Raw genomic sequence first — 19,894 nt, forward strand, 5'->3', positions numbered from 1 at the left:
ATTATATAATGATGAACGTCGAATAGAGATTAGGGGGAACTACCCCTTTTACCATCGACGGGCAGCCGACAGCATGAAACGAAACGGCGCGACAAAAGCCGCGCCGTCCGATGGCTATAGGGAAAGAGGGCTTATGCCACCGGTGTCGGCAGGTCCTTGCCGGCAAAATGCGCATCGAGATTGGCAAGAACGAGATCGGCCATGGCGCGCCGTGTCTGGTGTGTGCCACTGCCCACATGCGGCGCGAGCGTGACGGTGTCGAAGGCGAAAAGTGCTTCCGGCACACGCGGTTCATCCTCGAAGACATCCAGCGCCGCACCACCGATGGCGCCACTGGAAAGAGCCTCGACAAGCGCCTTCTCATCAACCAGCGAGCCGCGCGCCACGTTGACGAGCACGCCCTGCGGTCCAAGCGCCTTGAGCACATCCGCATTGACGATATGGCGCGTTTCGGCAGTGGCGGCGGCGGCAATGATCAGCACGTCGCAATTGGCGGCCAGCGCCTCGATGCTATCGAAATAATCATAGGCGACATCGCGACGGTTTCTGGCGGTGTAGGAAATGCGCGCGTCAAAACCCTCGAGCCTTTTTGCGATCGCAAGGCCGATGCGGCCGAGACCGAAGATGCCGTAACGGCGGCCGGTGACGCGGGTGGAAAGCCCCATATCGCCCTTCAGCCATTGCCCGGTGCGCACATGCTGGTCCGCCTGCGGCAGCTTGCGCGCCTGCGCCAGAACGAGGCCGAGCGCGAGATCGGCGACATCCGCCGTCAGCACGTCAGGCGTATTGGAGACACGAAAACCGCGTTTTTTGGCTTCGGCCAGATCGACCTTGTCGAAACCGACGCCGTTGATGGCGACGATTTCAAGATTGGGAAGCGCCGCCCCGATATCCGCCGGCAGACCGATATGGCCGCCGGTAACGACGCCGCGGATCGCCGCGCCCTTTTCAGCCAGGAACGCCGCCTTGTCTGCGGCTTCGAACAGGCGATGCACCGTGAAGCGCTCGGCAAGTTCCTGTTCCAGTGCCGGGATGAGCGGGCACAATTGCACGATTTCAGTGGTCATGGGTCTTCCTTTGCGCCGGTGAGCTACTTCACATCGGCCTTGACGAATTGCCGGAGTTCCGGCGTTTGCGGATTGGCGAAGAGTTCCGACGAACGGCCCTGCTCCCAGATCTTGCCCTTGTGCATAAAGATGGTTTCGGTCGCCACGCGGCGCGCAAAGGCCATTTCATGGGTGACGAGGATCATGGTCATGCCGTCCTTGGCGAGGTTTTCCATGACGGTCAGCACTTCCTCGGTGAGTTCCGGGTCAAGCGCCGAGGTCACCTCGTCGAACAGCATCACCTTCGGCCTCATGGCGAGCGAACGGGCAATCGCCACGCGCTGCTGCTGGCCGCCGGAAAGCTGGTCCGGGTAGGAATCGAATTTCTCCGACAGGCCGACGAGTTGCAGAACCTCGCGGGCGATATCCTTCGTTTCCGATTTCGCCACGTCCTTGACGATGCGTGGCGCAAGCATGATGTTTTCGCCGACCGTCAGATGCGGAAAGAGGTTGTAGCTCTGGAACACGATGCCGACATCGGTGCGCAGCTTGCGCAGCGCCTTGGCATCTTCTCCAAGGGTGTGACCTGCAATCTCAATGCGGCCGGAATTGATCTTCTCCAGCCCGTTCATGCAGCGCAGCAGCGTGCTCTTGCCCGAGCCCGAGCGGCCGATGAGGGCGAAGACTTCACCGCGACCGACCGTCAGCGACACGCCTTTGAGGACTTCCAGAGCGCCAAAGCTCTTGTGAACGTTTTCAACGATTACTTCCGGCATGAAGCCTCCTTTCCAGCCAACGCGACAGCTGGGACAACGGGTAGCAGACGATGAAATAAAGCACGGCCACCGCGACGAAGACGCGGAACGGCTGGAACGTGGCATTGTTGATGAGCTGCCCCGCTCTTGCCAGTTCGACGAAACCGATGATCGATGCGATGGACGTATTCTTGACGACCTGAACGGCAAAACCGACGGTCGGCGGCAGGGAAATGCGGATCGCCTGCGGCAGGATGACGTAGCGATATTGCTGGGCGCGGGTGAGCGCCAGCGATTCCGACGCTTCCCATTGCTGCTTCGGCACCGCCTGGATGCAGCCACGCCAGATTTCCGCGAGGTAACCCGATGTGTAGATCGTCATCGAGGCGCCGGCGGCAAAGAGCGGCGGCAATTCCAGCCCGGCAAGGCTGAGGCCGTAATAGGACAGGAACAGGATCATCAGCACCGGAATGCCCTGAATGACCTGGATATAGGTGCCCGCGGCAATGCGCAGCAGCTTGTTATCCGAGGTGCGGGCGAGTGCGATGAAAAAGCCGACAATGCCGCCGCCGATAAGGGCAATGATCGTCAGAAGCACGGTCCATTGCAGGGCGGTCAAGAGGAAGCCGAATTCGTTCCAGCCGAAAGTTCGAAGAGTCATGACTGTACCTCCGGCATGGCGGTCATCGTCTTGCGGGCCACACGGCGGCCAAACAGCCACATGCCGACAAGGGCAAGGATGAGCCGCAGGCTGAGCGCCAGCGCAAGGTAGATGAGCGTGACGACGATATAGACCTCGAAGGAGCGATAGGTCTGCGATTCCACGAAGGCTGCGGCGGCCGCAAGCTCATGGGTGGAGATGGCCGAACATATGCTCGATGCCAGCATCATCAGCACGAACTGGCTGCAGAGCGAAGGATAGACCTTGGCGATGGCCGGCACGATGATGACGTGGCGATAGATCTGGTACTTCGTGAAGCCCAGGGCCTCACCCGCCTCGATCTGCGACTTGTGCACCGCCTCGATGCCGGCGCGAATGATCTCCGTCGAATAGGCCGCAAGGTTGATCGTCATGCCGATCAGCGCCGCCGTATCCGCACCGACACGAAAGCCGAGGCCCGGCAGGCCGAAATAGACGATGAAAAGCTGCACCAGAAACGGCGTGTTGCGGATCACCTCGACATAACCGTCGACGATGATGCGGACGATGCCGCCATTGATGGAGCGCAGCGAGGCAAGAAGAATGCCGAAAGCGCAGCCGAGCACGATGGACAGGACCGACAGCTTGATCGTCAGCCATATGCCATTCAGAATCTCATTCTGATATTGGGCGAGCGCGCCGAATTGGAATGTATAGGACATGCGTCACTCCGTTGACATTTCCCGGCCCGCCGGAAGCCTTCCCGGCGGGCGCGTTGAAAGGCTCAATCAGAAGCTTGGCAATTGCGGCAGCGGACGACCGGTCCACTTGACCGAGATACGGTCGAGATCGCCCGACATCTTCATGAGGTAGATGGAGGTGTTCAGCCACTGGCGCAGCTCGAAGTCCTCAAGCTTGGTCGCCATGGAATTGCCCTGCTGGAAGAAGGTGAACCCAACCTGCAGGCCGGCTTCCGGGCGCTGCTTGATGATCGCCTCACCCACCGTGGACGGCAGGGCGACGGCATCCACCTGACCGGCAAGCAATGCCTGGGCGCTGGTGGAATCGTCTTCGTAAACGACGATTTCAAGACCTTCGACATTGGCCTTGCGCAACGCGGTTTCCTGCGAGGAACCACGATTGACCGAAACGCGCTTGCCCTTGAGGCTGTCGAGATTTTCGAACTTCTGGTCCTTGCCGGAAATGATGTCCATGTTGAAGGCGCTGTAAGGCTGCGTGAACATCACGGTCTTGGCGCGTTCGCCGGTCGGGGCGAGCGTCGCGACAAGGAAGTCGACCTTGCCGGTCTGAAGCGCGGGAATACGCGCCGGCGGCGTCAACGGCACCAGTTCGACCGGCAGAGACAGGTAGGAACCGATGAGATTGGCGACATCGACGTCATAACCGGAAGGATTGCCCTTCTCATCCACCATGCCCATGGGCGGTGCACCGGTGAGAACGCCGATCTTGACCTTGCCGCGTGCCGTGATCTCGCTGATCGAGACGGCATGGGCGGATGTGCTGGCGGCAAGCGTTGCTGCGGCAACACCGACGGCAACGGTCATGTTCTTCAGAAATCTGGAAATGCTCATGGTTTCTCCTCCAACCTTATAGTGGCTGCCCGAAGCGGAACAGCGGCCTTGCGCAAAGCGCAAAATGTTCTCGATAACATTTCAACGCGATTGACTAAAAACTCCTCCCAAGAAACAGCAAAAGCTCAAAACCGTCAGAATTTCCTATTAAACTCAGCGATTTCGGCTGGTTATCGATTTTCCTCTTGTCGACACCATTTCCCGTTCTTGGCAGGATCAATAATGCATGTTATCGGTATCATTGCAAGTCCGATCTACAGAACCGTTGCATCGGGCATTCATTCGGGAGGAAACCATGTATACGCGCTCGGCAATATTTGAAGGCACGATCCACCCCGGCCGGGAGGAGGAGTTTTTCCGCATCGTCGAGGAAAAATTGCTGCCCGTCTGGAAACGCATGCCGAACGCGCAGGCCGTGCGGGTGATGCGCACCAAGCGCACCGACCCTGACGCAGCGCCGATCATCATGGTGCAGGAAATCGATTACCCCTCCATGGAAGCGGTCGAAGAAGCGCTGGTCTCGCCGGTCCGTCTCGAAGGCCGGGTGCTGACGGATGAGATGATGAGCATGTGCGACGGACGGTTTTATCACCTCGTCTACCGCCGCATCGCATAAATCCGGTGCACGCCGCATCGATCTGCAATCAAGCGGCGTGCTTTCCCTGTTGATCTTCGTGTATGTCTTGTCCTGAACCGGTTGAAATTGTTGCCGGCTTAAAACTGGGGAGACATGCTTTGGTGGAGCGCACGCCCTTGGCCGCAGCGTTAGTCACGTCAAAAAAAGCAACGATGAGCGACGTCTCCAAACTCGCGGGCGTCTCGAAGATGACGGTATCGCGGGTGCTGGCCGATCCTGCGCTGGTGTCGGAAGAAACGCGCCAGAAGGTGATGAAGGCAATCGAGAAGCTCGGTTATGTGCCGGACCGGATCGCCGGATCGCTTTCATCCCGGCGCACCAATTTCATCACCGCCATCCTGCCGACACTCACCAACTCCAACTTCGCCGACAGCGCGCAAGGGCTCGCCAATGCGCTGCGCGCCGCCGACTACCAATTGCTGATCGGTTATACCATGTACGATCTGCAGGAGGAGGAGCGCGTCATCCGCACCATGATGGAGCGCCGTCCCGACGCCATTGTCGTCGCCGGCACGGTGCATACCAAGATGGCAAGCGAGGTGCTGATGCGTGCCGGCATTCCGATCGTCGAGATCTGGGACGTGCCCGAACACCCCATCGACCATGCGGTTGGCTTTTCCAACTACGAGGTGGGAAGAAACGCCGCCAAATATCTGATATCGCTTGGCTTCAAACGGATAGGCGCATTGGGCTCCAGGGCCGATGGCGACGTGAAGGACTGGCGCGGCGAAAGCCGCCTGCTCGGTTTTGGCGCAGCGCTGCGCGAAGCCGGCATTGCCGATGACCTCATCATCCGCGAGGGCAGCGCACCGGTTTCCTATGATCATGGGGCAAAGACGCTGGGCTCGCTGCTAGCAAAAGCGCCCGACGTCGAAGGTATTTTTGCGGTATCGGATATTTCCGCCGTCGGCGCGCTGATGGAATGTCATCGCCGCGGCATTCGTGTGCCCGAGCAGGTTTCCATCCTCGGCTTCGGCGATTTCGATATCGGCCGGCAATGTTATCCCGCAATTTCAACGATCCGCGTCGATGCGCAGATGATCGGCCGCAAGGCGGGCGAATTGCTGCTTTCGATCCTTGAGGCGGAAAAGGATGCCGCCATTCCCGAAGGAGCGCGGGTGGATGTCGGGTTCGAACTGATCGTGCGGGAGACGACCAAGCGAGCCGGCCTGTAGGGCTTTAACGAGTGAAGAACGAGCGGGTGCCGCTTGTTTCTTCTCCCCGACGGGGAGAAGAAACGGGCCGCGCCGCCGTAGCATATCTCAAGATGCAGCCTGCGTGCGTACTACCTAGCACCCCACGTATCCGTCAGCCGATACCCCTCCGGCCACGGATCGGACGGATCGAGCATGTGCTGGTGAATGCCGGTGATCCAGCCACGGCCGGAGATTTCCGGCAGGATGGCCGGGCGGTCGCCGACCGTTGTCGTTCCGAGGATGCGGCCGGTGAAAGTCGAGCCGATCAGCGACACCGCCGTCAGCGTTTCACCCTCCTTCATCTCACCGCGCGCATGCAGCACGGCCATGCGGGCCGAAAGTGCCGTGCCCGTCGGTGAGCGGTCCACCTTGCCCGGCTGGATGGCGACGGCCGCCCCTGCCCTCAAGCCTTCGGCAGTGCGCTCCACCTTGCCGGCAAACAGGCAGAAGGAAAAATGTCGCCAGTCGGGGTTTTCGGGATGATCGAAACCCAGAGCCTTGTTGGCGGCATTGGTGATGCGCACGCCGAGGCGGGCAATATCATGCGCCTCTTCCGGTTTCAGTCTGAAACCCATCGCTTCGGCATCGACGATGACGAAGCTGTCGCCGCCATAGGCGGTATCCACCTTCAGCTTACCGAGGCCTTCGACCTCAAGTTCGGTATCGAGCTTTGCGGCAAAGCTCGGCAGGTTCTGCACGAAGATGCGCTCGGCCTTGCCGTTGCGGCATTCGGCGCGCACCTTCACCAGCCCACCCGGCGCTTCCAGAAGCATATGGGTTTCCGGCTCCTGCATCGGCACAATGCCACCATCCAGCAGCACGGTGGAAACGCAGATGGAATTGGAGCCGGACATGGGCGGTGTGTCTTCCGGCTCCATGATGATGAAGGCGGCGTCCGCATCCGGATGTTTCGGCGGCACCAGCAGGTTGACGTGGCGGAAGACGCCGCCGCGCGGCTCGTTGAGCACGAAATTGCGCAGCGTCTCGTCACGAGCGATGAAACGGCTCTGTTCCCAGATCGTCTCGCCCGGCGGCGGTTTCACGCCACCGACAATCACATCCCCCACCTCGCCTTCCGCATGGGCGGAAATGACATGAACGGTCTTTATGCTGCGCATTCGAAACTCCTCAGGAAAGCCAGGATGGAAGGCGGGAACCCGCACGGCCGGTCAGTGCGCTTTCGACGCAATCGGCAAGGCTGCCGAAGCGAACCGCGCGGCCGCTGAGGCCCGGGCCGTAATGGGCGTATTTGCCGGAATTGGTCATCAGCGCGCGGGTTTTCGTCGGGAAAACCGGCTCGGAAATAGAACACCAGCAGAGATCCGGCAGCACCTGTACGCCGCTGTCCCTGAGGCTTTGCAGCGTGCCATCCTGCCCTGCCGCATCGATGACCTGCTGGCCGGCCGTGACGATGACGGCGACATCCGCATGGCGCTTGCGGCCGGCAAACTCAACGGCGAGCGCGCGGCACTCCTCCAGCGAGGCATGCGGGCTGCCGATGGCGACAAGCTGCACCTCTTCCGGCCCCTCATTCAGAAGCGACCAGCCGGCGGCCATATCGTCACGCGAAATGGTCACCGTCTCGGCGGTTTCGAGCGGTGCAAGCTCTGCCTCCGGCGTCACACCCGCAATATGCAGCATCGGCGCGGCGGAGGTGGTGCCGAAGGCGGCACAGAGCGCCTTCAGATCATCGCGCGACGGCCTTGCCGGTGCGAGGCCGCGCAGCAGCGGAATGCAATCCGGCGCGGCCTTGCCGGCGAGATAACCGACGAGCGGCCAGAAGGCGTCATCCACGCCCTGCGGCAAAGTCACATCGACAAGGCGCTGCGGCCGCCGATTTTCCGTGAGATAGACACCCGAAAGCGGTGCCCTGCCCGTCATCGCGATGCAGAGATCGAGAAAATCCGGATGTTTGGCAGTTCGGGCACCAAGAACCGTATTGGCGAAAATCACCGCATTTGATTCCGCCCAGCCGATCGATTCGCCGGCATTCGGCGCGCTGTCGAGAAGGTAAGGCGAACAGGTGAAGGTGGGGCGACAGCCCATGCGCACATAGGCATCGGCCAGCCTTGCGGCCGGATCGCCAAAATCCTCCGGCACGCCCTGCGCACGCCAATGCGCCTTGTCGACCGAAATGGCGTTCATGGTGGTCGGCACCCGCACCTTGCCGCCCATCTCCGCCATTTTTTCCGCGAAGGTGAGGTTGGCGGGGCTGGCATAGATGCAGCCGTCGATATGGCCCTGGGTGACATCGACAAGCGCTGATGCCCCTTGCTGGGCGGCCATGGCGACGATGATGCGCATGGCCTGGCGCACGGCAATGCCGTCCCGTCCCTCCAGCATCGCACGGTCATCGTTCTTCAGGTCGAGATGGGCGGTTGCGGGCGGGGTGATCGCCAGCGAGACGCTGTCGGCCTCGATGGTGTTTTCGTCGACGCTGACATGTGCGGCGCGGGAGAAGCGGGCGAAATTTTCCGCATCGAGCCGGATGACCGGCAGAGCCTTGCCGAACATTTCCGCTGCCACAAGCGCGCCGAGCGTCAGCACATCTTCAGCCTCGCAGAAAATCAGCGCCGAAGGCGCGCGGCCGGTGAGGATGAGATCGAGCAACACGCCCGAGCCGGTGCAGGAGCCACGGCTGGTCGGCATGAACAGCACGCCGCCGGTGAGACAGATGCCATGCAACGGGTGATGCACATCGATCACCCGGCCCGTGGCGGGATCGACCCCGCCCCAGAAGCTCAGCGCCTCGCTCGTGGCGATGACCTTGCCTTCGGCCGCACCCGGCAGGATGCTGCGCGCTTCAGGAATAGCTGGTGTCGAAACGGCAGAAGACATTGAAAATCTCCGTCAGAAACGTTGCGGCGAAAATGCCCTTGTATCGATGGCCGGCCTTTGTCCGGTCAGAAGATCGGCGACGATGCGGGCCGTGCCTGCCGATTGCGTCAGCCCCAGATGCCCGTGACCAAAAGCATAGACCACCCGCGCCGTGTGCCGCGCTTCGCCAATGGCCGGCAGGCTGTCCGGCAGCGATGGGCGGAAACCCATCCACTGTTTGCCGCCTTCGGTTTTCAGGCCCGGCAGGAAGGCTTTCGCCTTGGCCAGAAGCGCCTCGGAACGGGCGAAATTGGCCGGAAGCTCCAGTCCACCCAGCTCGACCGCTCCACCAACGCGGATGCCGGAGGAAAGCCGCGTGACAACGAAACCGTGCCCGCCAAAGGTCACCTGCGTACGCAGATCAAAAGCGGAAGAAGGCAATGTGGTATTATACCCCCGTTCCGTTTCCAGCGGAATTTTTTCCCCGAGCGACCGGGCGATGCGGTGCGAGAAGGCACCGGCCGCCAGCACCACCCTGCCGGCCTTGCGGGTGCGGCCATCGTGGCTCGCCACCTCGACGCCATCTTCCCGCGGCCTCAGCGATGCGACATCGAGGCATTCGATACGCCCGCCAATGGTGCGGAAATGATCGGCCAGCGCCTGCGTATAGAGCTTGGGATCGGCGATAGAATACCAGCCGGGCGTAAACGTGCCACAGGTGAAACGCGGCGCGATGCCGGGTTGTATCTCGGCCATCTCATCGGCATTGAGATGCCGGAACGCGATGCCGTGGCGTTCGCGCGCCTTCCAGCCGGGAAGAGAGTTTTCGAATTCCGCCTCGCTCTCATAAACCTGAAGGTTGCCCTCCTTGCGCAGCATGGCGATGGTATCGGTCTTTTTGAGGAACGGCTCCAGCTCGGCCTTCGACAGGTCCATCAGCGCCGTCTGGGCGGCGGTGGAATGCTCGACTTTCGATGCGGCACAGGCCCGCCAGAAGCGGAACATCCACGGCGCGATCTTCAGCGCATAGGCCGGCGGTACGCTGAGCGGACCCAGCGGATCGAGCAGCCATTTCGGCGCTTTCCAGAGAATGCCGGGCGATGCGAGTGGCAGGATATCGGTGAAGGCGAAGGCGCCGGCATTGCCTGCCGAAGCGCCCGCCGCCGGTCCCTCGCGGTCTATGACCGTGACCGAAAGACCGCGGCCCTGCGCGGCGATCGCTGCCGAGAGGCCGACGACGCCGGCCCCAATGACGATGACATCATGTGCAGGCATTACCGGACGCTCGCCAGGAATTTCTGCGTTTCGGGATGCTGTGGTGCGCCGAACAGCTGATCGGGCGTGCCGATTTCCGCCATCACGCCCTGATGGAAGAAGGCGACACGGTTCGACACATCGCGGGCGAAGGCCATTTCATGGGTGACGCAGATCATCGTCATGCCCTCATCGGCCAGCATCTTCAGCGTATCGAGCACTTCGCCGACCAGCATCGGATCAAGTGCGGAGGTCACTTCATCGAACAGCATATATTCCGGCGACATGGCAAGCGCGCGGGCAATCGCCATGCGCTGCTGCTGACCGCCCGACATGCGGTTCGGATAGACCTTCAGCTTTTCGGCAAGACCGACATGGGTCAGTTGCTTCACCGCGATCTCCTCGGCCTTATCCCTGGAGATACCGAGCACCTTGCGCGGCGCCAGCATGACGTTTTCGAGCACCGTCAGATGCGGAAAGGCGTTCCATTGCTGGAAGACGATGCCAACCTTGCGACGCAGCTTGTTGAGGTCGGTTGACTTGGCATGCACTTCCGTGCCGTCGATGACGATCTTGCCACTGTCGATCGGCTCCAGACCGTTGATGCAGGTCAGCAGCGTCGACTTGCCGGAACCGGAACCGCCGATGATGGTGACCACCTCGCCCTTGTTGACGGTGAGGTTGATCCCTTTCAGAACCTCCAGCGGGCCGAAGGATTTGCGGACGTTTTCGATCTCAATCATTGGGGGACCACCGTCTTTCGAGATACCCGCCGAAACGGGCGATGGGGAAGCTGATAAGGAAGTAGATGGCGCCGCAGATCATCAGGATGGTCAGCGGTTCCTGCAGGCGGGTGACGAGGATCTGCGAGGCGCGCAGAAGCTCGATGAGGCCGAGCCACAGAACGAGCGCGGAATCCTTCATCACACCCAGCGTCAGGCCGATCCACGAAGGCAGTGAGACGCGCGTGGCAAGCGGCAGAACGATGTAGCGCATGTCCTGCGACCAGGTCATGCCGAGCGACCGGCAGGCGCGGCGGGTGTTGGAAGGCACCGCTTCAATGCCGCCACGCACGATCTCGGTGCAATAGGCCGCCGTATAAAGCGACAGAACCACGCAGGAGGTGGTGAAAGGCGGCCAGCCGAGCTTGGCGATCGACTGGAAGGCATTACCGAGCACCAGCTGGATGAGCAGCGGCACGGAACGAAAAATGTCCAGAACGAAGGTCAGCGGCAGCGACCAGTATGGGCCGAACTGGAAACGGATGATCCCGAAGATGATCCCCATGATGGTGCCTGCCGTGACAGCGACGGCGGTGACGGCAAGCGTCATGCCGGCACCCTTGGCCAGGAAGGCGAGATCACTCCAGGTGAGAGCGGTTTCAAACATGGCTCACCTCTCTCAGTAACGGAACAGGCGCGCGGCCAGCAATCGGGCGGCGAGCGTGACGATCTTGGCGATCACGTAATAGATGACCGCGGCGAGCGCGAAGAATTCGAAGGTTCGGAAGGAGCGCGCATTGAGCGCCTGCGTGACCCCGGCGAGATCGGTATTCATACCGACCGTGACACCGAGCGAGGTCATGAGGATCGCCCAGACCATCTGGTTGGTGGCCGGCAAAAAGGCGACGCGCAGCATCTGCGGCAGGATGATCAGCCGGAAGGTTTGCATCGAGGTCATGCCGAGCGAACGGCCAGACCGCGTCTGCGTATCCGGTATCGCTTTCAGCGCGCCACGGAAATTCTCCGCGAGATAACCGGCATTGTTGAACGCGATACCGACCAGAAGCGCGGTATAGGGGCTGAGATGAATGCCGAAATTGCCGAGCCCGAAATGGGCCATGTAAATCTGGAACAGCGCCGGCGTGTTGCGGGCGATCTCTACCCAGACGGAGGCGAAAGCGCCAAGAATGCGGTTACCGGAAAGCCGGAACAGCGTCAGCACGATGGCGCAGGAAAGGCCGATCACCATCGACAGAATGGCGATCTGCAGCGTCACCACCGCACCGTCCAGAAGCTGCGGCAAAGCCTTCAGCGCCTGATTCCAGTGGAATGTATAGTTGAACATTAAGCGTCCCGCCTTTTCAGAAACGATCAACGGCGCGGTCAAAATGACCGCGCCGTTTACGAAAAGTCCTGATCAGCGATAAACGCCGTTGACGGTGAGCGAGGGAACCTCGCCGCCAACCCACTTCTTGTAGAGTTCGGCGTAACGGCCGGTGCGAACCTGCTGGTTGATGAAGAGGTTCAGGTAGTTGATGAAGCCGTATTCGTCGCGGTTGGTGAAGAGCGCGACATAATCGATGTCGTAGGGCGCCTTGCCGACCACCGAGATACCGGCGAACTTGCCGCCCTTGACGTTGGACTGCGCAACCGTGGAGGTGGAAACGGTGGCATCGATCTGGCCCTGGCTCAAGGCGAGGAACACGTCAGCCTGCGTCTGGTACGGGCGGAATTCGCCCACGCCCCATTCCTTGACCGACTTCTCGAGCGCGATGGCTTCGAAGGTTCCGGCGGTCGCACCAACCGTCTTGCCCTTCATATCCTCGAAGGACTTGATGCCCGACTTGTCGTTGGCGGTAACGGCCATTTCGAAGGCGAAATAAGGCACGGTCATGCCGACGGTCTTGGCGCGTTCCAGCGTATCGGAGGTCGAGGCAACGCCGACATCAACGCGACCGGACATCAGCGCCGGAATACGCTCGGGGAACGGCGTTTCGACGATTTCAGCCGTGACGCCGAGCGCCTTGGCGAGATCGTTGCAATAGTCGACGTCAAAGCCGATCGGGTTGTTGGCGTCGTCACGCGCACCCATGGGCGGGAAGTCGAGCACGACGGCGCAACGCAGCGTACCGGACGAAATGATGTCGTCAAGCTTGTCGGCCTTGGCCGGGGTGATAGCGGAAGTGGCGGCCAAGAGGCCGGCGAAAATGACCGATTTTTTCATTCTTGATTTGCTCCCAGAATTGGTCTGCCCTTGAAGGCGAGGCCACTATTTCCCCATGACAGCGATAAATCAATATAAAAATACAATGAGTATACAAAAAGAATTTTTTGCGTGTGCGAAGAGATGAAGGTCGATGGACCAGTTTCGCAGTGGGTGCGAGGAACCGACAGGCCATGCGGAAACATCCAACGCCTCCTCATTCCTGTGCTTGTTACAGGAACCTGGCCAGCCCAAGTCTTTGGGCTGAAAGGATTGTCTCAACAGGCAAACGCGTGTTGGCTGGATTCCTGTGACAAGCACAGGAATGAGGGTTCGTCTTGGGCGTCACGAGTTTGTGGCAGGCGATTTTTGATTTCAGCTTTCCGGGCGCCCCCTCGAAAAGACCCGTTGCAATAGCACCGCCTTTGTATACTTTATGTATTCAAAATGTGCGAGCCCGACATCGGAGGATTATGATGAGCGACACCACCACCTTGACCATTGACGGACTTTTGCAGCGGGTGGAGGCGATCTTCCGCCGGGCGGGGCTGAATGACGTGCAGTCGGGAGCGCTGGCACGCGTCATCATCGCCGGCGAGCGGGACGCCTGCAAATCGCATGGCATTTATCGCATCGAAGGGGCGCTTCGCACCGTCAAGGCCGGCAAGGTGAAGCCCGACGCCATACCGGAAGTGGTCGAAGACGACGGCACGGCCATCGTGAAGGTCAACGCCAGGGGCGGTTTCGCCAATCCTGCCTTCGAGCTTGGCCTGCCGGTTCTGGCGGAGCGCGCGAAACGCCTGGGCGTCGCCGCACTCGTCATCAATGACTGCACCCATTTTTCGGCTCTCTGGCCCGAGGTCGAGGGGCTGACCTCGAACGGACTGGCCGGGCTGGTGATGTGCCCAAGCTATTCCACCGTCGCACCGACCGGTGGAACCAGGCCGCTGCTCGGCACAAACCCCTTCGCCTTCGGCTGGCCGCGCAAGGGCACCTCGCCTTACGTCTTTGATTTCGCGACATCCGTTGCCGCCCGTGGCGAGATAGAACTACACCGGCGCGCGGGAAAATCCTTGCCGGAAGGCTGGGCCGTGGATGCCGAGGGCAACCCGACCACCGACCCGGAGGCAGCCCTTGCCGGCGCCATGCTTCCCTTTGGCGGCCATAAGGGTTCGGCCATCGGCACCATGATCGAACTTCTCGCCGGCATCATGATCGGCGATCTCACCAGCCCCGAAGTGCTGGACTATCTCGGCACCACCACGCTTGCGCCCTTCCATGGTGAGTTGATTGTCGCATTCTCCCCGGAAGCCTTCGCCAAGGGGCGTCCGGGCGATCCCTTCCAGCGCGCGGAAGAGCTGTTCGACGCCATCATCGGCCAAGGCGCCCGCCTGCCCTCCGGCCGCCGCTTTGCGGCGCGTGCCAAATCCGAGAGCGAAGGCGTCACGCTCACCGCCGCCGAAATGGCCGGGCTCGACCGGTTGCTGGAGAAGGGGCTGGACGCGGTCTCCTGACTGCTTTGGGGAGCAATATACAAAAGGGCAAACCTCTCCCTCGTCATGCTCGGGCCTGTACCGAGCATCTGCAACCGATTGATTTGACGAGACGTTGGCAGATCCTCGGGACAAGCCCGGGATGACGTCAAAGCCGAGGAACGCTCTAACCTGATATGCAAAAAAGGCCCGCGATTGCGGGCCTTTGTTTTTACTTCAGCAATTAATCAGGCGGCCTTGCAGGACTGCACCGCGCCCGGAAGCTTGCTCCAATCCGCATACCAGCTGTTGAACAGCTTGAACTGCGCTTCAACATAACCGCGCTGGCTGTCGCTCAGCACATCGGTCTCGTTGAAGTGCAGCGTGTATTCCTTGTCGCCCTTCAGCACCATCATGTGCTTGAAATAGAGAACCAGATCCGGGCCTTCATCGAAGGAGGAGAGAACGGCGAGCGCCTGCTCCAGCTCCAGCGCACGCGTGCGGGCATCCGCGTCACCCTTGGCGGCGGCCTGCGACAGCTTGCAGAGATGAATGACTTCCTTCGGCAGCACGTTGCCGATGCCGGTGATGGCGCCGGTTGCACCGCAGTTGACGAAACCGTGGAAGACGGCGGTATCGACGCCGATCATCAGGGTCACTTCGTCATCACGGCTGGTGATGTTTTCAGCGGCATAACGCATATCGGCCGGGCCGCCGAATTCCTTGAAGCCGACGAGGTTCTTGTGCTCGGCACGCAGCGCGAAGAAGAGATCGGCGCGGGTGGCGAAACCGTAATAGGGGCTGTTGTAGATGACAGCCGGGATTTCCGGCGCAGCCGAAAGAATGGCCTTGAAGTGGGCCTTCTGGGCGGCGATGACCGAACCACGCGACAGGACGCGCGGAATGACCATCAGGCCCTTGGCGCCAACCTTCTGGGCATGGGCAGCGTGCGCAACGGCAGAGGCCGTGTTGACCGCGCCGGTGCCGACGATGACCGGCACGCCGGCCTTCACCAGGCGCTCCACGCCTTCCATGCGCTGCTCGTCCGTCAGGAGCGGCCAGTCGCCCATGGAACCGCAATAAACGACGGCGGACATGCCATCGGCGATCAGTTCCTTGCCCTTGCGGACAAGCGCATCGAAATCAGGGGTGCGGTCTTCCTTGCACGGGGTCATCAATGCGGGGATCACGCCGGAAAAAATGCTGGCCGTCATTATTAGCTCCTAAGGCACATGGTTCTCAGGAATGGACGCAGCAATGCGCCACCCTTTCGACAAGGACATTACTATCTTGTATTTTATTTGTCGACAAGAAATCGACAAGCTACAGACTTATTTCCAGACGCTCGTTTCGCACCAGCAGTTTCTGCACCTGCCGCACGATCTGTTCGGCATGTTCGCGCGCCAGTTTTTCCGAAAGGGCGATATCGCGCGCGGCAATCGCCGCGATCATTTCCTCATGATCGTCGATGAAGCGCTTGGGCAGACGATCATCATAGGACTGGTAATAGAGCCTGAGGATACGCCGCCCTTCGTCCAGCAGGCGCTTGAACAGGCTGGTAAAATAGGGGTTGCGCCCGGCCTCGGCGATCGCAAGATGAAGGGCGGCGTTGGTGGAGATCATCGCCAATGCATTCTGCTCTTCCACCGCGACGGCGAATTCCGCATTATGCGCCCGAATGCCGGCCAGATCTTCCGGACGGTGATATTGCGCGGCAAGTTGCGTGGTAACCCGGTACATCAGCACCAGCGCATCGAAATAGGTGTGCATGTTGAGGAAATCGATATTCGACACCATGGTCGAGCGGTTCGGCAGCGTATCGATCAGCCCCTCACCCGAAAGCCTGACCAGCGCCTCACGGATCGGAGTGCGCGACATCTTGAACCGTTCGGCAAGCTGCACCTCATCGATGGGGCTGCCCGGTGGCAGCACCAGATCGAGAATCTCGTCGCGCAGCAGATCATAGACCATCTTCACGCCGGAGCCGCGCTTGCGCTCGGCAGAAGCAATTATATCCGTCATCACCAAATCCCTCTTGTCGACATAAAGAGTACTATTATATTTTTTCGTTATCAACGACGCGTTGCGACGCGCCTTCCCCGAATGGCGGAATAATTGTTCAAAAACAACAAAAAGCCGTCGCAGAAATTACCCGCGACGGCTTTTGATCGTTCGGTTTGTGGCGTGAGCGCTGTTTATAACGCAGCGCCGCTCAAGGAGGCGCGATTCATCCGGAGAACGGAGAGCACGCCGCGCCTCAAGCAGACATCAGTTGCGCAGACCGGTGGCCACGACGGAAATCTTGAAGGCACCGTCGAGCGTCGGATCGAAGGAAGCGCCCATCACGACGTCGGTTTCTTCGCTCACCGCTTCGCGCACCAGCGTCATCGCCTCGTCGATTTCATAAAGCGTCAGGTCATTGCCGCCTGAGATGGAGACGAGCGCGCCGCGCGCCTCCTTCAGCGAGGGTTCGCCGAGCAGCGGGTTGGCGATGGCTGCGGCCGCCGCTTCCGAAGCGCGTTTTTCACCCTTGGCCTGGGCCGTGCCCATCAGCGCGCGTCCGCCGTTCTTCATGACATAACGCACATCGGCAAAATCGAGATTAACGAGGCCTTCACGCAGGATGAGATCGGTGATGCAGCGCACGCCAAGCGACAGAACCTTGTCGGCCGTCTTCAGCGCGTTTTCGAAGGTGGTGCCGGCGTCCGCTATGCGCAGCAGGTTCTGGTTGGGAATGACGATGACGGTATCGGCGGTGTTCAGCAGGTTGGCGAAGCCATATTCGGCCGCCCGCATTCGCCGTGCACCTTCGAAGCTGAAGGGAAGCGTGACGACGCCGACGGTGAGGATGTTCTTCGCGCGGCAGGCCTCAGCAATGACGGGAGCCGCACCCGTGCCGGTGCCGCCGCCCATGCCGGCGGTGATGAAGCACATGTCGTAACCGCTTAAGTGATCCATGATCTCATCGAGGGAATCGATCGCCGCCTGACGGCCAACCTCGGGATCGGCGCCCGCGCCAAGACCGCCGGTCAGCTCGGAACTCAGTTGCACGAGCCGCGGCGCATTGGTTTTCTTCAGCGCCTGCGCATCCGTATTGGCGGCAATGAAATCCACCCCGCCAATGCCCTCGGCAATCATGTTGTTGATCGCATTGCCGCCACCGCCACCAACGCCGACGACGGCGATATTGGGCGTGTTGCGGGCAATGGTGGCGCGCGGAGACTGGGTCATCGTCTTATTCTCTTTCTAAACTCATAGGGTCCGGCGCCGTTTTTGACCGCGGCACGCGAATGATCGGCGGCGTTGCAGCACGTCCTTCCTGGCGCACGAAGGAGGCTTTAACGCGTTGAATTTCCATGAAGCCTTATCGACCGATTGCGGCCAAAAGACTTGTGCTCCAGCGGCGAAAGATGCGCTACGGCGACGTTCTCCCACCCTTCCCCCGGATGAAAACCAAACCGAATCAACTGCTTCGCTAGTGAATGGTGATAGCCGAAAAGGGGCGCCGTTTACACTCCATTCACTATGTTTATCTCAGTTTGGAACGAGTTGCCCCGACAGGGGTTTGCCTGCCGACAGTGCAGCAGTGCACGAAATGGAGACAGGCACATGTTGGCAGACGTTTTGCAAAGCGAACCCGGTTTCCGCACGGAACAGCCGCGCGTGCTGATCGTGGAAGACGAGTTCCTCATCGCCATGGATATCGAGGATTCCATTTTGCAGGCGGAAGAAGAGGCCGATGTCATCGGCATCGCCAACCGGCTGGATGAGGCCGTGGCACTCGGCAGCCGTGCCGACATCGCCTTCGTCGACGTCAATCTCGCCGACGGCCAGACCGGCCCGGAGATCGGAAGGCGGCTCTCGGAAGACCATGGCGTCGTGGTGATCTTCATGACGGCGAACCCGGAAGTCGTCCTCAATCTCGGCATCGGCGCCGGCGTCATCGCCAAGCCCGTGCCGCAGGATGCAGTCGAGCAATGCCTGTCCTACGCGCTTGCCAAACGCGCCGGCACCCATGCCGTAACACCCATCGGCATGATGGCTTTCGACTGAGGGATTTTCTGAAAACGAAAGAAACACCCGAAAACAAAAAAGCCTGCCGCGGGAGGAGGTGCGGCAGGCTTTCTGAAAAGATGAACAGCGATATGGGAGGAGGAAAACCGCTGTCCCCGGGGCAATCCTTTGGGAGGAGGAGTAGGATCGCCCGCATTACCAAAAGGATGTGGGAGGAGGTACATCCGTTTCGATGATTTGAAGATAGCATTTTTCTGCGCGTTTCACAGGCACAAGGTTGCAGCGCAGATATGCGCTCACTGCATGGCGATCTCCGCGATGGAAAATCCGGGCGAATATTCGCGGGAGCCCGGGTGTTCCCGGCACCGGGAGACGGCCAAATCTTTGCCCGCGACACGGCAAGGTTCCGCATGCGGTGAATGGCATCGTCGCACCGGCGAACGGCGGAACGGAAAGCTCCAAAAACAAAAACGCCCGCGAAGCGGGCGTTGAAGCACTCACAAGTGGCGATATCGCCTTAATTACTTGCCGATGGCGGCGCGGGCAACGCTGGTGATCTGGCTGCGATCGATACCGAGATCGTGCAGTTCACGGGTGCTCATGCGGCCCAGTTCGTTGATGGTCTGACGATATTTGCGCCAATTGTTGAAGCTGCGTGCTACGTTCATGACATGACCCTTTCTGAGGTTTAGGTGACGTCAGTAACGTTTTCGTTCCGGCGTCCTTTGATGCCCCCTATATGCGCTTTCTCATGCTCAATGAACAGGCAGAATAAGGCAATCCACCCATGCGCTGGATGCAAGGGTTCCCATTCACCTCCTCCCGGAAAATGACGGGTGGCTGAAAATTCAGCCACATGGCGGACGATCTGAGCGCCCCTCGCCTTTTAGAACTTGTAGCGGACGCCGAAGACGTTGGCGTTTGTCGCGCCCTTCATATTGCCCAATGTTTTGCCACCGCCGGAACGGTGGTGAAGGCGCCAGAAGAATTCCGTCGAGGAATCCTCGCTGAAGGAGACGTTGATCTCAGGCCCAAGGTAAAACAGGACGTTGGCGTTACCGCCGTCCTTGATTTCCTGCTCGCGCTCGCGGCCCGGCTGTGCATCGGTCACCAGGCTGAGGCCAGCGGTAAAGCTCGGTGTGACGAACAGCCGCTCGCCGAGCCTGATCTGTTCATAACGCGCCACCGGGCCGGCCCAGACTTCACCGGTGAAACCCTTGCCAAATCTGGCAGCGACGCCGATTTCGCCACCCAGTTTCACATTGCCGATGCGGTAGGGGTAAAACTGATAACCACCGCCCAGAATGGCGTTCCGTTCATATTCCACCGGAAAGAGGGCCGCGCTTTTCAACATGTCCTCTTTGGTCAGCACGCCGCCGAAACCGAATATCGCTTCACTCGTCTGCGACGTCATATCTTCCGATGCGAGAGACGGTGTTGCCGCCAGTGCGATCATGGCCGTAAGCGACAGACGTGCTGCGATAGTCATTGTACCACTCCTGGACAAAGCCCTCTTTTACCCAGCCGTCTCATAGGCATATTCCCG

The 19,894-nt window shown here is 60.3% G+C and carries 21 protein-coding genes; 4 read left to right on the forward strand and 17 right to left on the reverse strand.

The features are described 5' to 3' along the window. Positions 1-131 precede the first annotated feature (131 nt). From QD336_RS14760 to QD336_RS14780, 5 genes are all read right to left on the reverse strand, one after another. Positions 132-1,067: a 2-hydroxyacid dehydrogenase gene (locus QD336_RS14760; RefSeq protein ID WP_499171183.1), complete on the reverse strand. Its 936-nt coding sequence runs from the start codon at positions 1,065-1,067 to the stop codon at positions 132-134. Positions 1,068-1,090: 23 nt separating this feature from the next. After that, positions 1,091-1,822 carry an amino acid ABC transporter ATP-binding protein gene (locus QD336_RS14765; protein ID WP_499171184.1) on the reverse strand — a complete coding sequence of 244 codons (732 nt, stop codon included), beginning with the start codon at positions 1,820-1,822 and terminating at the stop codon, positions 1,091-1,093. Continuing rightward, entirely contained in the window at positions 1,803-2,462 is a 660-nt protein-coding gene (locus tag QD336_RS14770) for an amino acid ABC transporter permease (protein ID WP_065116844.1), read from the reverse strand. Before QD336_RS14770 ends, QD336_RS14765 begins: the two co-directional genes overlap by 20 nt. Then, positions 2,459-3,163 (reverse strand): amino acid ABC transporter permease, encoded by a 705-nt coding sequence (locus QD336_RS14775; RefSeq protein ID WP_003505665.1) that lies wholly within the window; start codon positions 3,161-3,163, stop codon positions 2,459-2,461. The genes QD336_RS14770 and QD336_RS14775 overlap by 4 nt, the downstream gene beginning before the upstream one ends. A gap of 66 nt (positions 3,164-3,229) precedes the next feature. Next, a complete protein-coding gene (locus QD336_RS14780; protein WP_269343358.1) occupies positions 3,230-4,033 on the reverse strand; it encodes a transporter substrate-binding domain-containing protein in 804 nt (267 codons plus the stop codon). 295 nt (positions 4,034-4,328) lie between these two features. Here QD336_RS14780 and QD336_RS14785 point away from each other — a divergent pair, with 295 nt between their 5' ends. Continuing rightward, positions 4,329-4,649 carry a hypothetical protein gene (locus tag QD336_RS14785; RefSeq protein WP_269343356.1) on the forward strand — a complete coding sequence of 107 codons (321 nt, stop codon included), beginning with the start codon at positions 4,329-4,331 and terminating at the stop codon, positions 4,647-4,649. Between the two features lie 173 nt (positions 4,650-4,822). Beyond that, on the forward strand, positions 4,823-5,845 hold the full coding sequence (locus QD336_RS14790; protein ID WP_499171185.1) for a LacI family DNA-binding transcriptional regulator: 1,023 nt from the start codon (positions 4,823-4,825) through the stop codon (positions 5,843-5,845). A 110-nt stretch (positions 5,846-5,955) separates the two neighbouring features. Here QD336_RS14790 and QD336_RS14795 read toward each other — a convergent pair whose 3' ends face one another. The 7 genes from QD336_RS14795 to QD336_RS14825 all read right to left on the reverse strand — a co-directional run bounded on the left by QD336_RS14795 (position 5,956) and on the right by QD336_RS14825 (position 12,883). Beyond that, positions 5,956-6,984 (reverse strand): trans-3-hydroxy-L-proline dehydratase, encoded by a 1,029-nt coding sequence (locus QD336_RS14795; RefSeq protein ID WP_269343352.1) that lies wholly within the window; start codon positions 6,982-6,984, stop codon positions 5,956-5,958. Between the two features lie 10 nt (positions 6,985-6,994). Then, on the reverse strand, positions 6,995-8,704 hold the full coding sequence (lhpI, locus tag QD336_RS14800) for a cis-3-hydroxy-L-proline dehydratase (protein ID WP_499171186.1): 1,710 nt from the start codon (positions 8,702-8,704) through the stop codon (positions 6,995-6,997). Positions 8,705-8,716: 12 nt separating this feature from the next. Continuing rightward, complete coding sequence (locus tag QD336_RS14805; RefSeq protein WP_499171187.1) at positions 8,717-9,958, reverse strand: NAD(P)/FAD-dependent oxidoreductase; 1,242 nt, start codon at positions 9,956-9,958, stop codon at positions 8,717-8,719. After that, a complete protein-coding gene (locus tag QD336_RS14810; protein ID WP_499171188.1) occupies positions 9,958-10,680 on the reverse strand; it encodes an amino acid ABC transporter ATP-binding protein in 723 nt (240 codons plus the stop codon). Before QD336_RS14810 ends, QD336_RS14805 begins: the two co-directional genes overlap by 1 nt. Then, positions 10,673-11,326 carry an amino acid ABC transporter permease gene (locus QD336_RS14815; protein WP_269343343.1) on the reverse strand — a complete coding sequence of 218 codons (654 nt, stop codon included), beginning with the start codon at positions 11,324-11,326 and terminating at the stop codon, positions 10,673-10,675. The genes QD336_RS14810 and QD336_RS14815 overlap by 8 nt, the downstream gene beginning before the upstream one ends. 12 nt (positions 11,327-11,338) lie before the next feature. Then, on the reverse strand, positions 11,339-12,004 hold the full coding sequence (locus QD336_RS14820) for an amino acid ABC transporter permease (RefSeq protein WP_269343341.1): 666 nt from the start codon (positions 12,002-12,004) through the stop codon (positions 11,339-11,341). Between the two features lie 72 nt (positions 12,005-12,076). Next, positions 12,077-12,883, reverse strand: coding sequence for an ABC transporter substrate-binding protein (locus tag QD336_RS14825; protein WP_269343340.1), 807 nt, complete (start codon positions 12,881-12,883; stop codon positions 12,077-12,079). A gap of 455 nt (positions 12,884-13,338) precedes the next feature. Here QD336_RS14825 and QD336_RS14830 point away from each other — a divergent pair, with 455 nt between their 5' ends. Further along, on the forward strand, positions 13,339-14,376 hold the full coding sequence (locus tag QD336_RS14830) for an Ldh family oxidoreductase (RefSeq protein ID WP_499171189.1): 1,038 nt from the start codon (positions 13,339-13,341) through the stop codon (positions 14,374-14,376). 206 nt (positions 14,377-14,582) lie between these two features. On the opposite strand, the gene QD336_RS14835 is transcribed toward QD336_RS14830, so the two are convergent. The 3 genes from QD336_RS14835 to ftsZ form a co-directional block, all read right to left on the reverse strand. Further along, positions 14,583-15,548, reverse strand: a complete 966-nt coding sequence (locus tag QD336_RS14835; RefSeq protein ID WP_269343336.1) for a dihydrodipicolinate synthase family protein — start codon at positions 15,546-15,548, stop codon at positions 14,583-14,585. A gap of 109 nt (positions 15,549-15,657) precedes the next feature. Beyond that, positions 15,658-16,356 carry a GntR family transcriptional regulator gene (locus tag QD336_RS14840; protein ID WP_269343335.1) on the reverse strand — a complete coding sequence of 233 codons (699 nt, stop codon included), beginning with the start codon at positions 16,354-16,356 and terminating at the stop codon, positions 15,658-15,660. Between the two features lie 246 nt (positions 16,357-16,602). Beyond that, entirely contained in the window at positions 16,603-17,565 is a 963-nt protein-coding gene (gene ftsZ, locus QD336_RS14845) for a cell division protein FtsZ (protein WP_003521714.1), read from the reverse strand. 378 nt (positions 17,566-17,943) lie between these two features. Between ftsZ and QD336_RS14850 the strand changes: the two genes are divergently transcribed. After that, positions 17,944-18,387, forward strand: a complete 444-nt coding sequence (locus QD336_RS14850) for a response regulator (RefSeq protein ID WP_269343331.1) — start codon at positions 17,944-17,946, stop codon at positions 18,385-18,387. Between the two features lie 482 nt (positions 18,388-18,869). Here the strand turns inward: QD336_RS14850 and QD336_RS14855 are convergent, their stop codons facing one another. Together QD336_RS14855 and QD336_RS14860 are read right to left on the reverse strand one after the other, a co-directional pair. Next, a complete protein-coding gene (locus QD336_RS14855; protein WP_065116857.1) occupies positions 18,870-19,016 on the reverse strand; it encodes a DUF1127 domain-containing protein in 147 nt (48 codons plus the stop codon). A 218-nt stretch (positions 19,017-19,234) separates the two neighbouring features. Further along, the gene (locus QD336_RS14860; RefSeq protein ID WP_499171190.1) at positions 19,235-19,837 is read right to left on the reverse strand and encodes a hypothetical protein; all 603 of its coding nucleotides are present in this window, start codon (positions 19,835-19,837) and stop codon (positions 19,235-19,237) included. Between the last annotated feature and the right edge of the window lie 57 nt (positions 19,838-19,894).

Source organism: Rhizobium sp. BR 250 (assembly GCF_047445855.1).
Taxonomy (GTDB): domain Bacteria; phylum Pseudomonadota; class Alphaproteobacteria; order Rhizobiales; family Rhizobiaceae; genus Agrobacterium; species Agrobacterium tumefaciens_I.

What these genes read in the sequence shown, in the direction of transcription:
- QD336_RS14760 (WP_499171183.1), bottom strand. Translation starts at nt 1,067, where the DNA reads ATGACCACTGAAATCGTGCAATTGTGCCCGCTCATCCCGGCACTGGAA.
- QD336_RS14765 (WP_499171184.1), bottom strand. Translation starts at nt 1,822, where the DNA reads ATGCCGGAAGTAATCGTTGAAAACGTTCACAAGAGCTTTGGCGCTCTG.
- QD336_RS14770 (WP_065116844.1), bottom strand. Translation starts at nt 2,462, where the DNA reads ATGACTCTTCGAACTTTCGGCTGGAACGAATTCGGCTTCCTCTTGACC.
- QD336_RS14775 (WP_003505665.1), bottom strand. Translation starts at nt 3,163, where the DNA reads ATGTCCTATACATTCCAATTCGGCGCGCTCGCCCAATATCAGAATGAG.
- QD336_RS14780 (WP_269343358.1), bottom strand. Translation starts at nt 4,033, where the DNA reads ATGAGCATTTCCAGATTTCTGAAGAACATGACCGTTGCCGTCGGTGTT.
- QD336_RS14785 (WP_269343356.1), top strand. Translation starts at nt 4,329, where the DNA reads ATGTATACGCGCTCGGCAATATTTGAAGGCACGATCCACCCCGGCCGG.
- QD336_RS14790 (WP_499171185.1), top strand. Translation starts at nt 4,823, where the DNA reads ATGAGCGACGTCTCCAAACTCGCGGGCGTCTCGAAGATGACGGTATCG.
- QD336_RS14795 (WP_269343352.1), bottom strand. Translation starts at nt 6,984, where the DNA reads ATGCGCAGCATAAAGACCGTTCATGTCATTTCCGCCCATGCGGAAGGC.
- lhpI (WP_499171186.1), bottom strand. Translation starts at nt 8,704, where the DNA reads ATGTCTTCTGCCGTTTCGACACCAGCTATTCCTGAAGCGCGCAGCATC.
- QD336_RS14805 (WP_499171187.1), bottom strand. Translation starts at nt 9,958, where the DNA reads ATGCCTGCACATGATGTCATCGTCATTGGGGCCGGCGTCGTCGGCCTC.
- QD336_RS14810 (WP_499171188.1), bottom strand. Translation starts at nt 10,680, where the DNA reads ATGATTGAGATCGAAAACGTCCGCAAATCCTTCGGCCCGCTGGAGGTT.
- QD336_RS14815 (WP_269343343.1), bottom strand. Translation starts at nt 11,326, where the DNA reads ATGTTTGAAACCGCTCTCACCTGGAGTGATCTCGCCTTCCTGGCCAAG.
- QD336_RS14820 (WP_269343341.1), bottom strand. Translation starts at nt 12,004, where the DNA reads ATGTTCAACTATACATTCCACTGGAATCAGGCGCTGAAGGCTTTGCCG.
- QD336_RS14825 (WP_269343340.1), bottom strand. Translation starts at nt 12,883, where the DNA reads ATGAAAAAATCGGTCATTTTCGCCGGCCTCTTGGCCGCCACTTCCGCT.
- QD336_RS14830 (WP_499171189.1), top strand. Translation starts at nt 13,339, where the DNA reads ATGAGCGACACCACCACCTTGACCATTGACGGACTTTTGCAGCGGGTG.
- QD336_RS14835 (WP_269343336.1), bottom strand. Translation starts at nt 15,548, where the DNA reads ATGACGGCCAGCATTTTTTCCGGCGTGATCCCCGCATTGATGACCCCG.
- QD336_RS14840 (WP_269343335.1), bottom strand. Translation starts at nt 16,356, where the DNA reads ATGACGGATATAATTGCTTCTGCCGAGCGCAAGCGCGGCTCCGGCGTG.
- ftsZ (WP_003521714.1), bottom strand. Translation starts at nt 17,565, where the DNA reads ATGACCCAGTCTCCGCGCGCCACCATTGCCCGCAACACGCCCAATATC.
- QD336_RS14850 (WP_269343331.1), top strand. Translation starts at nt 17,944, where the DNA reads ATGTTGGCAGACGTTTTGCAAAGCGAACCCGGTTTCCGCACGGAACAG.
- QD336_RS14855 (WP_065116857.1), bottom strand. Translation starts at nt 19,016, where the DNA reads ATGAACGTAGCACGCAGCTTCAACAATTGGCGCAAATATCGTCAGACC.
- QD336_RS14860 (WP_499171190.1), bottom strand. Translation starts at nt 19,837, where the DNA reads ATGACTATCGCAGCACGTCTGTCGCTTACGGCCATGATCGCACTGGCG.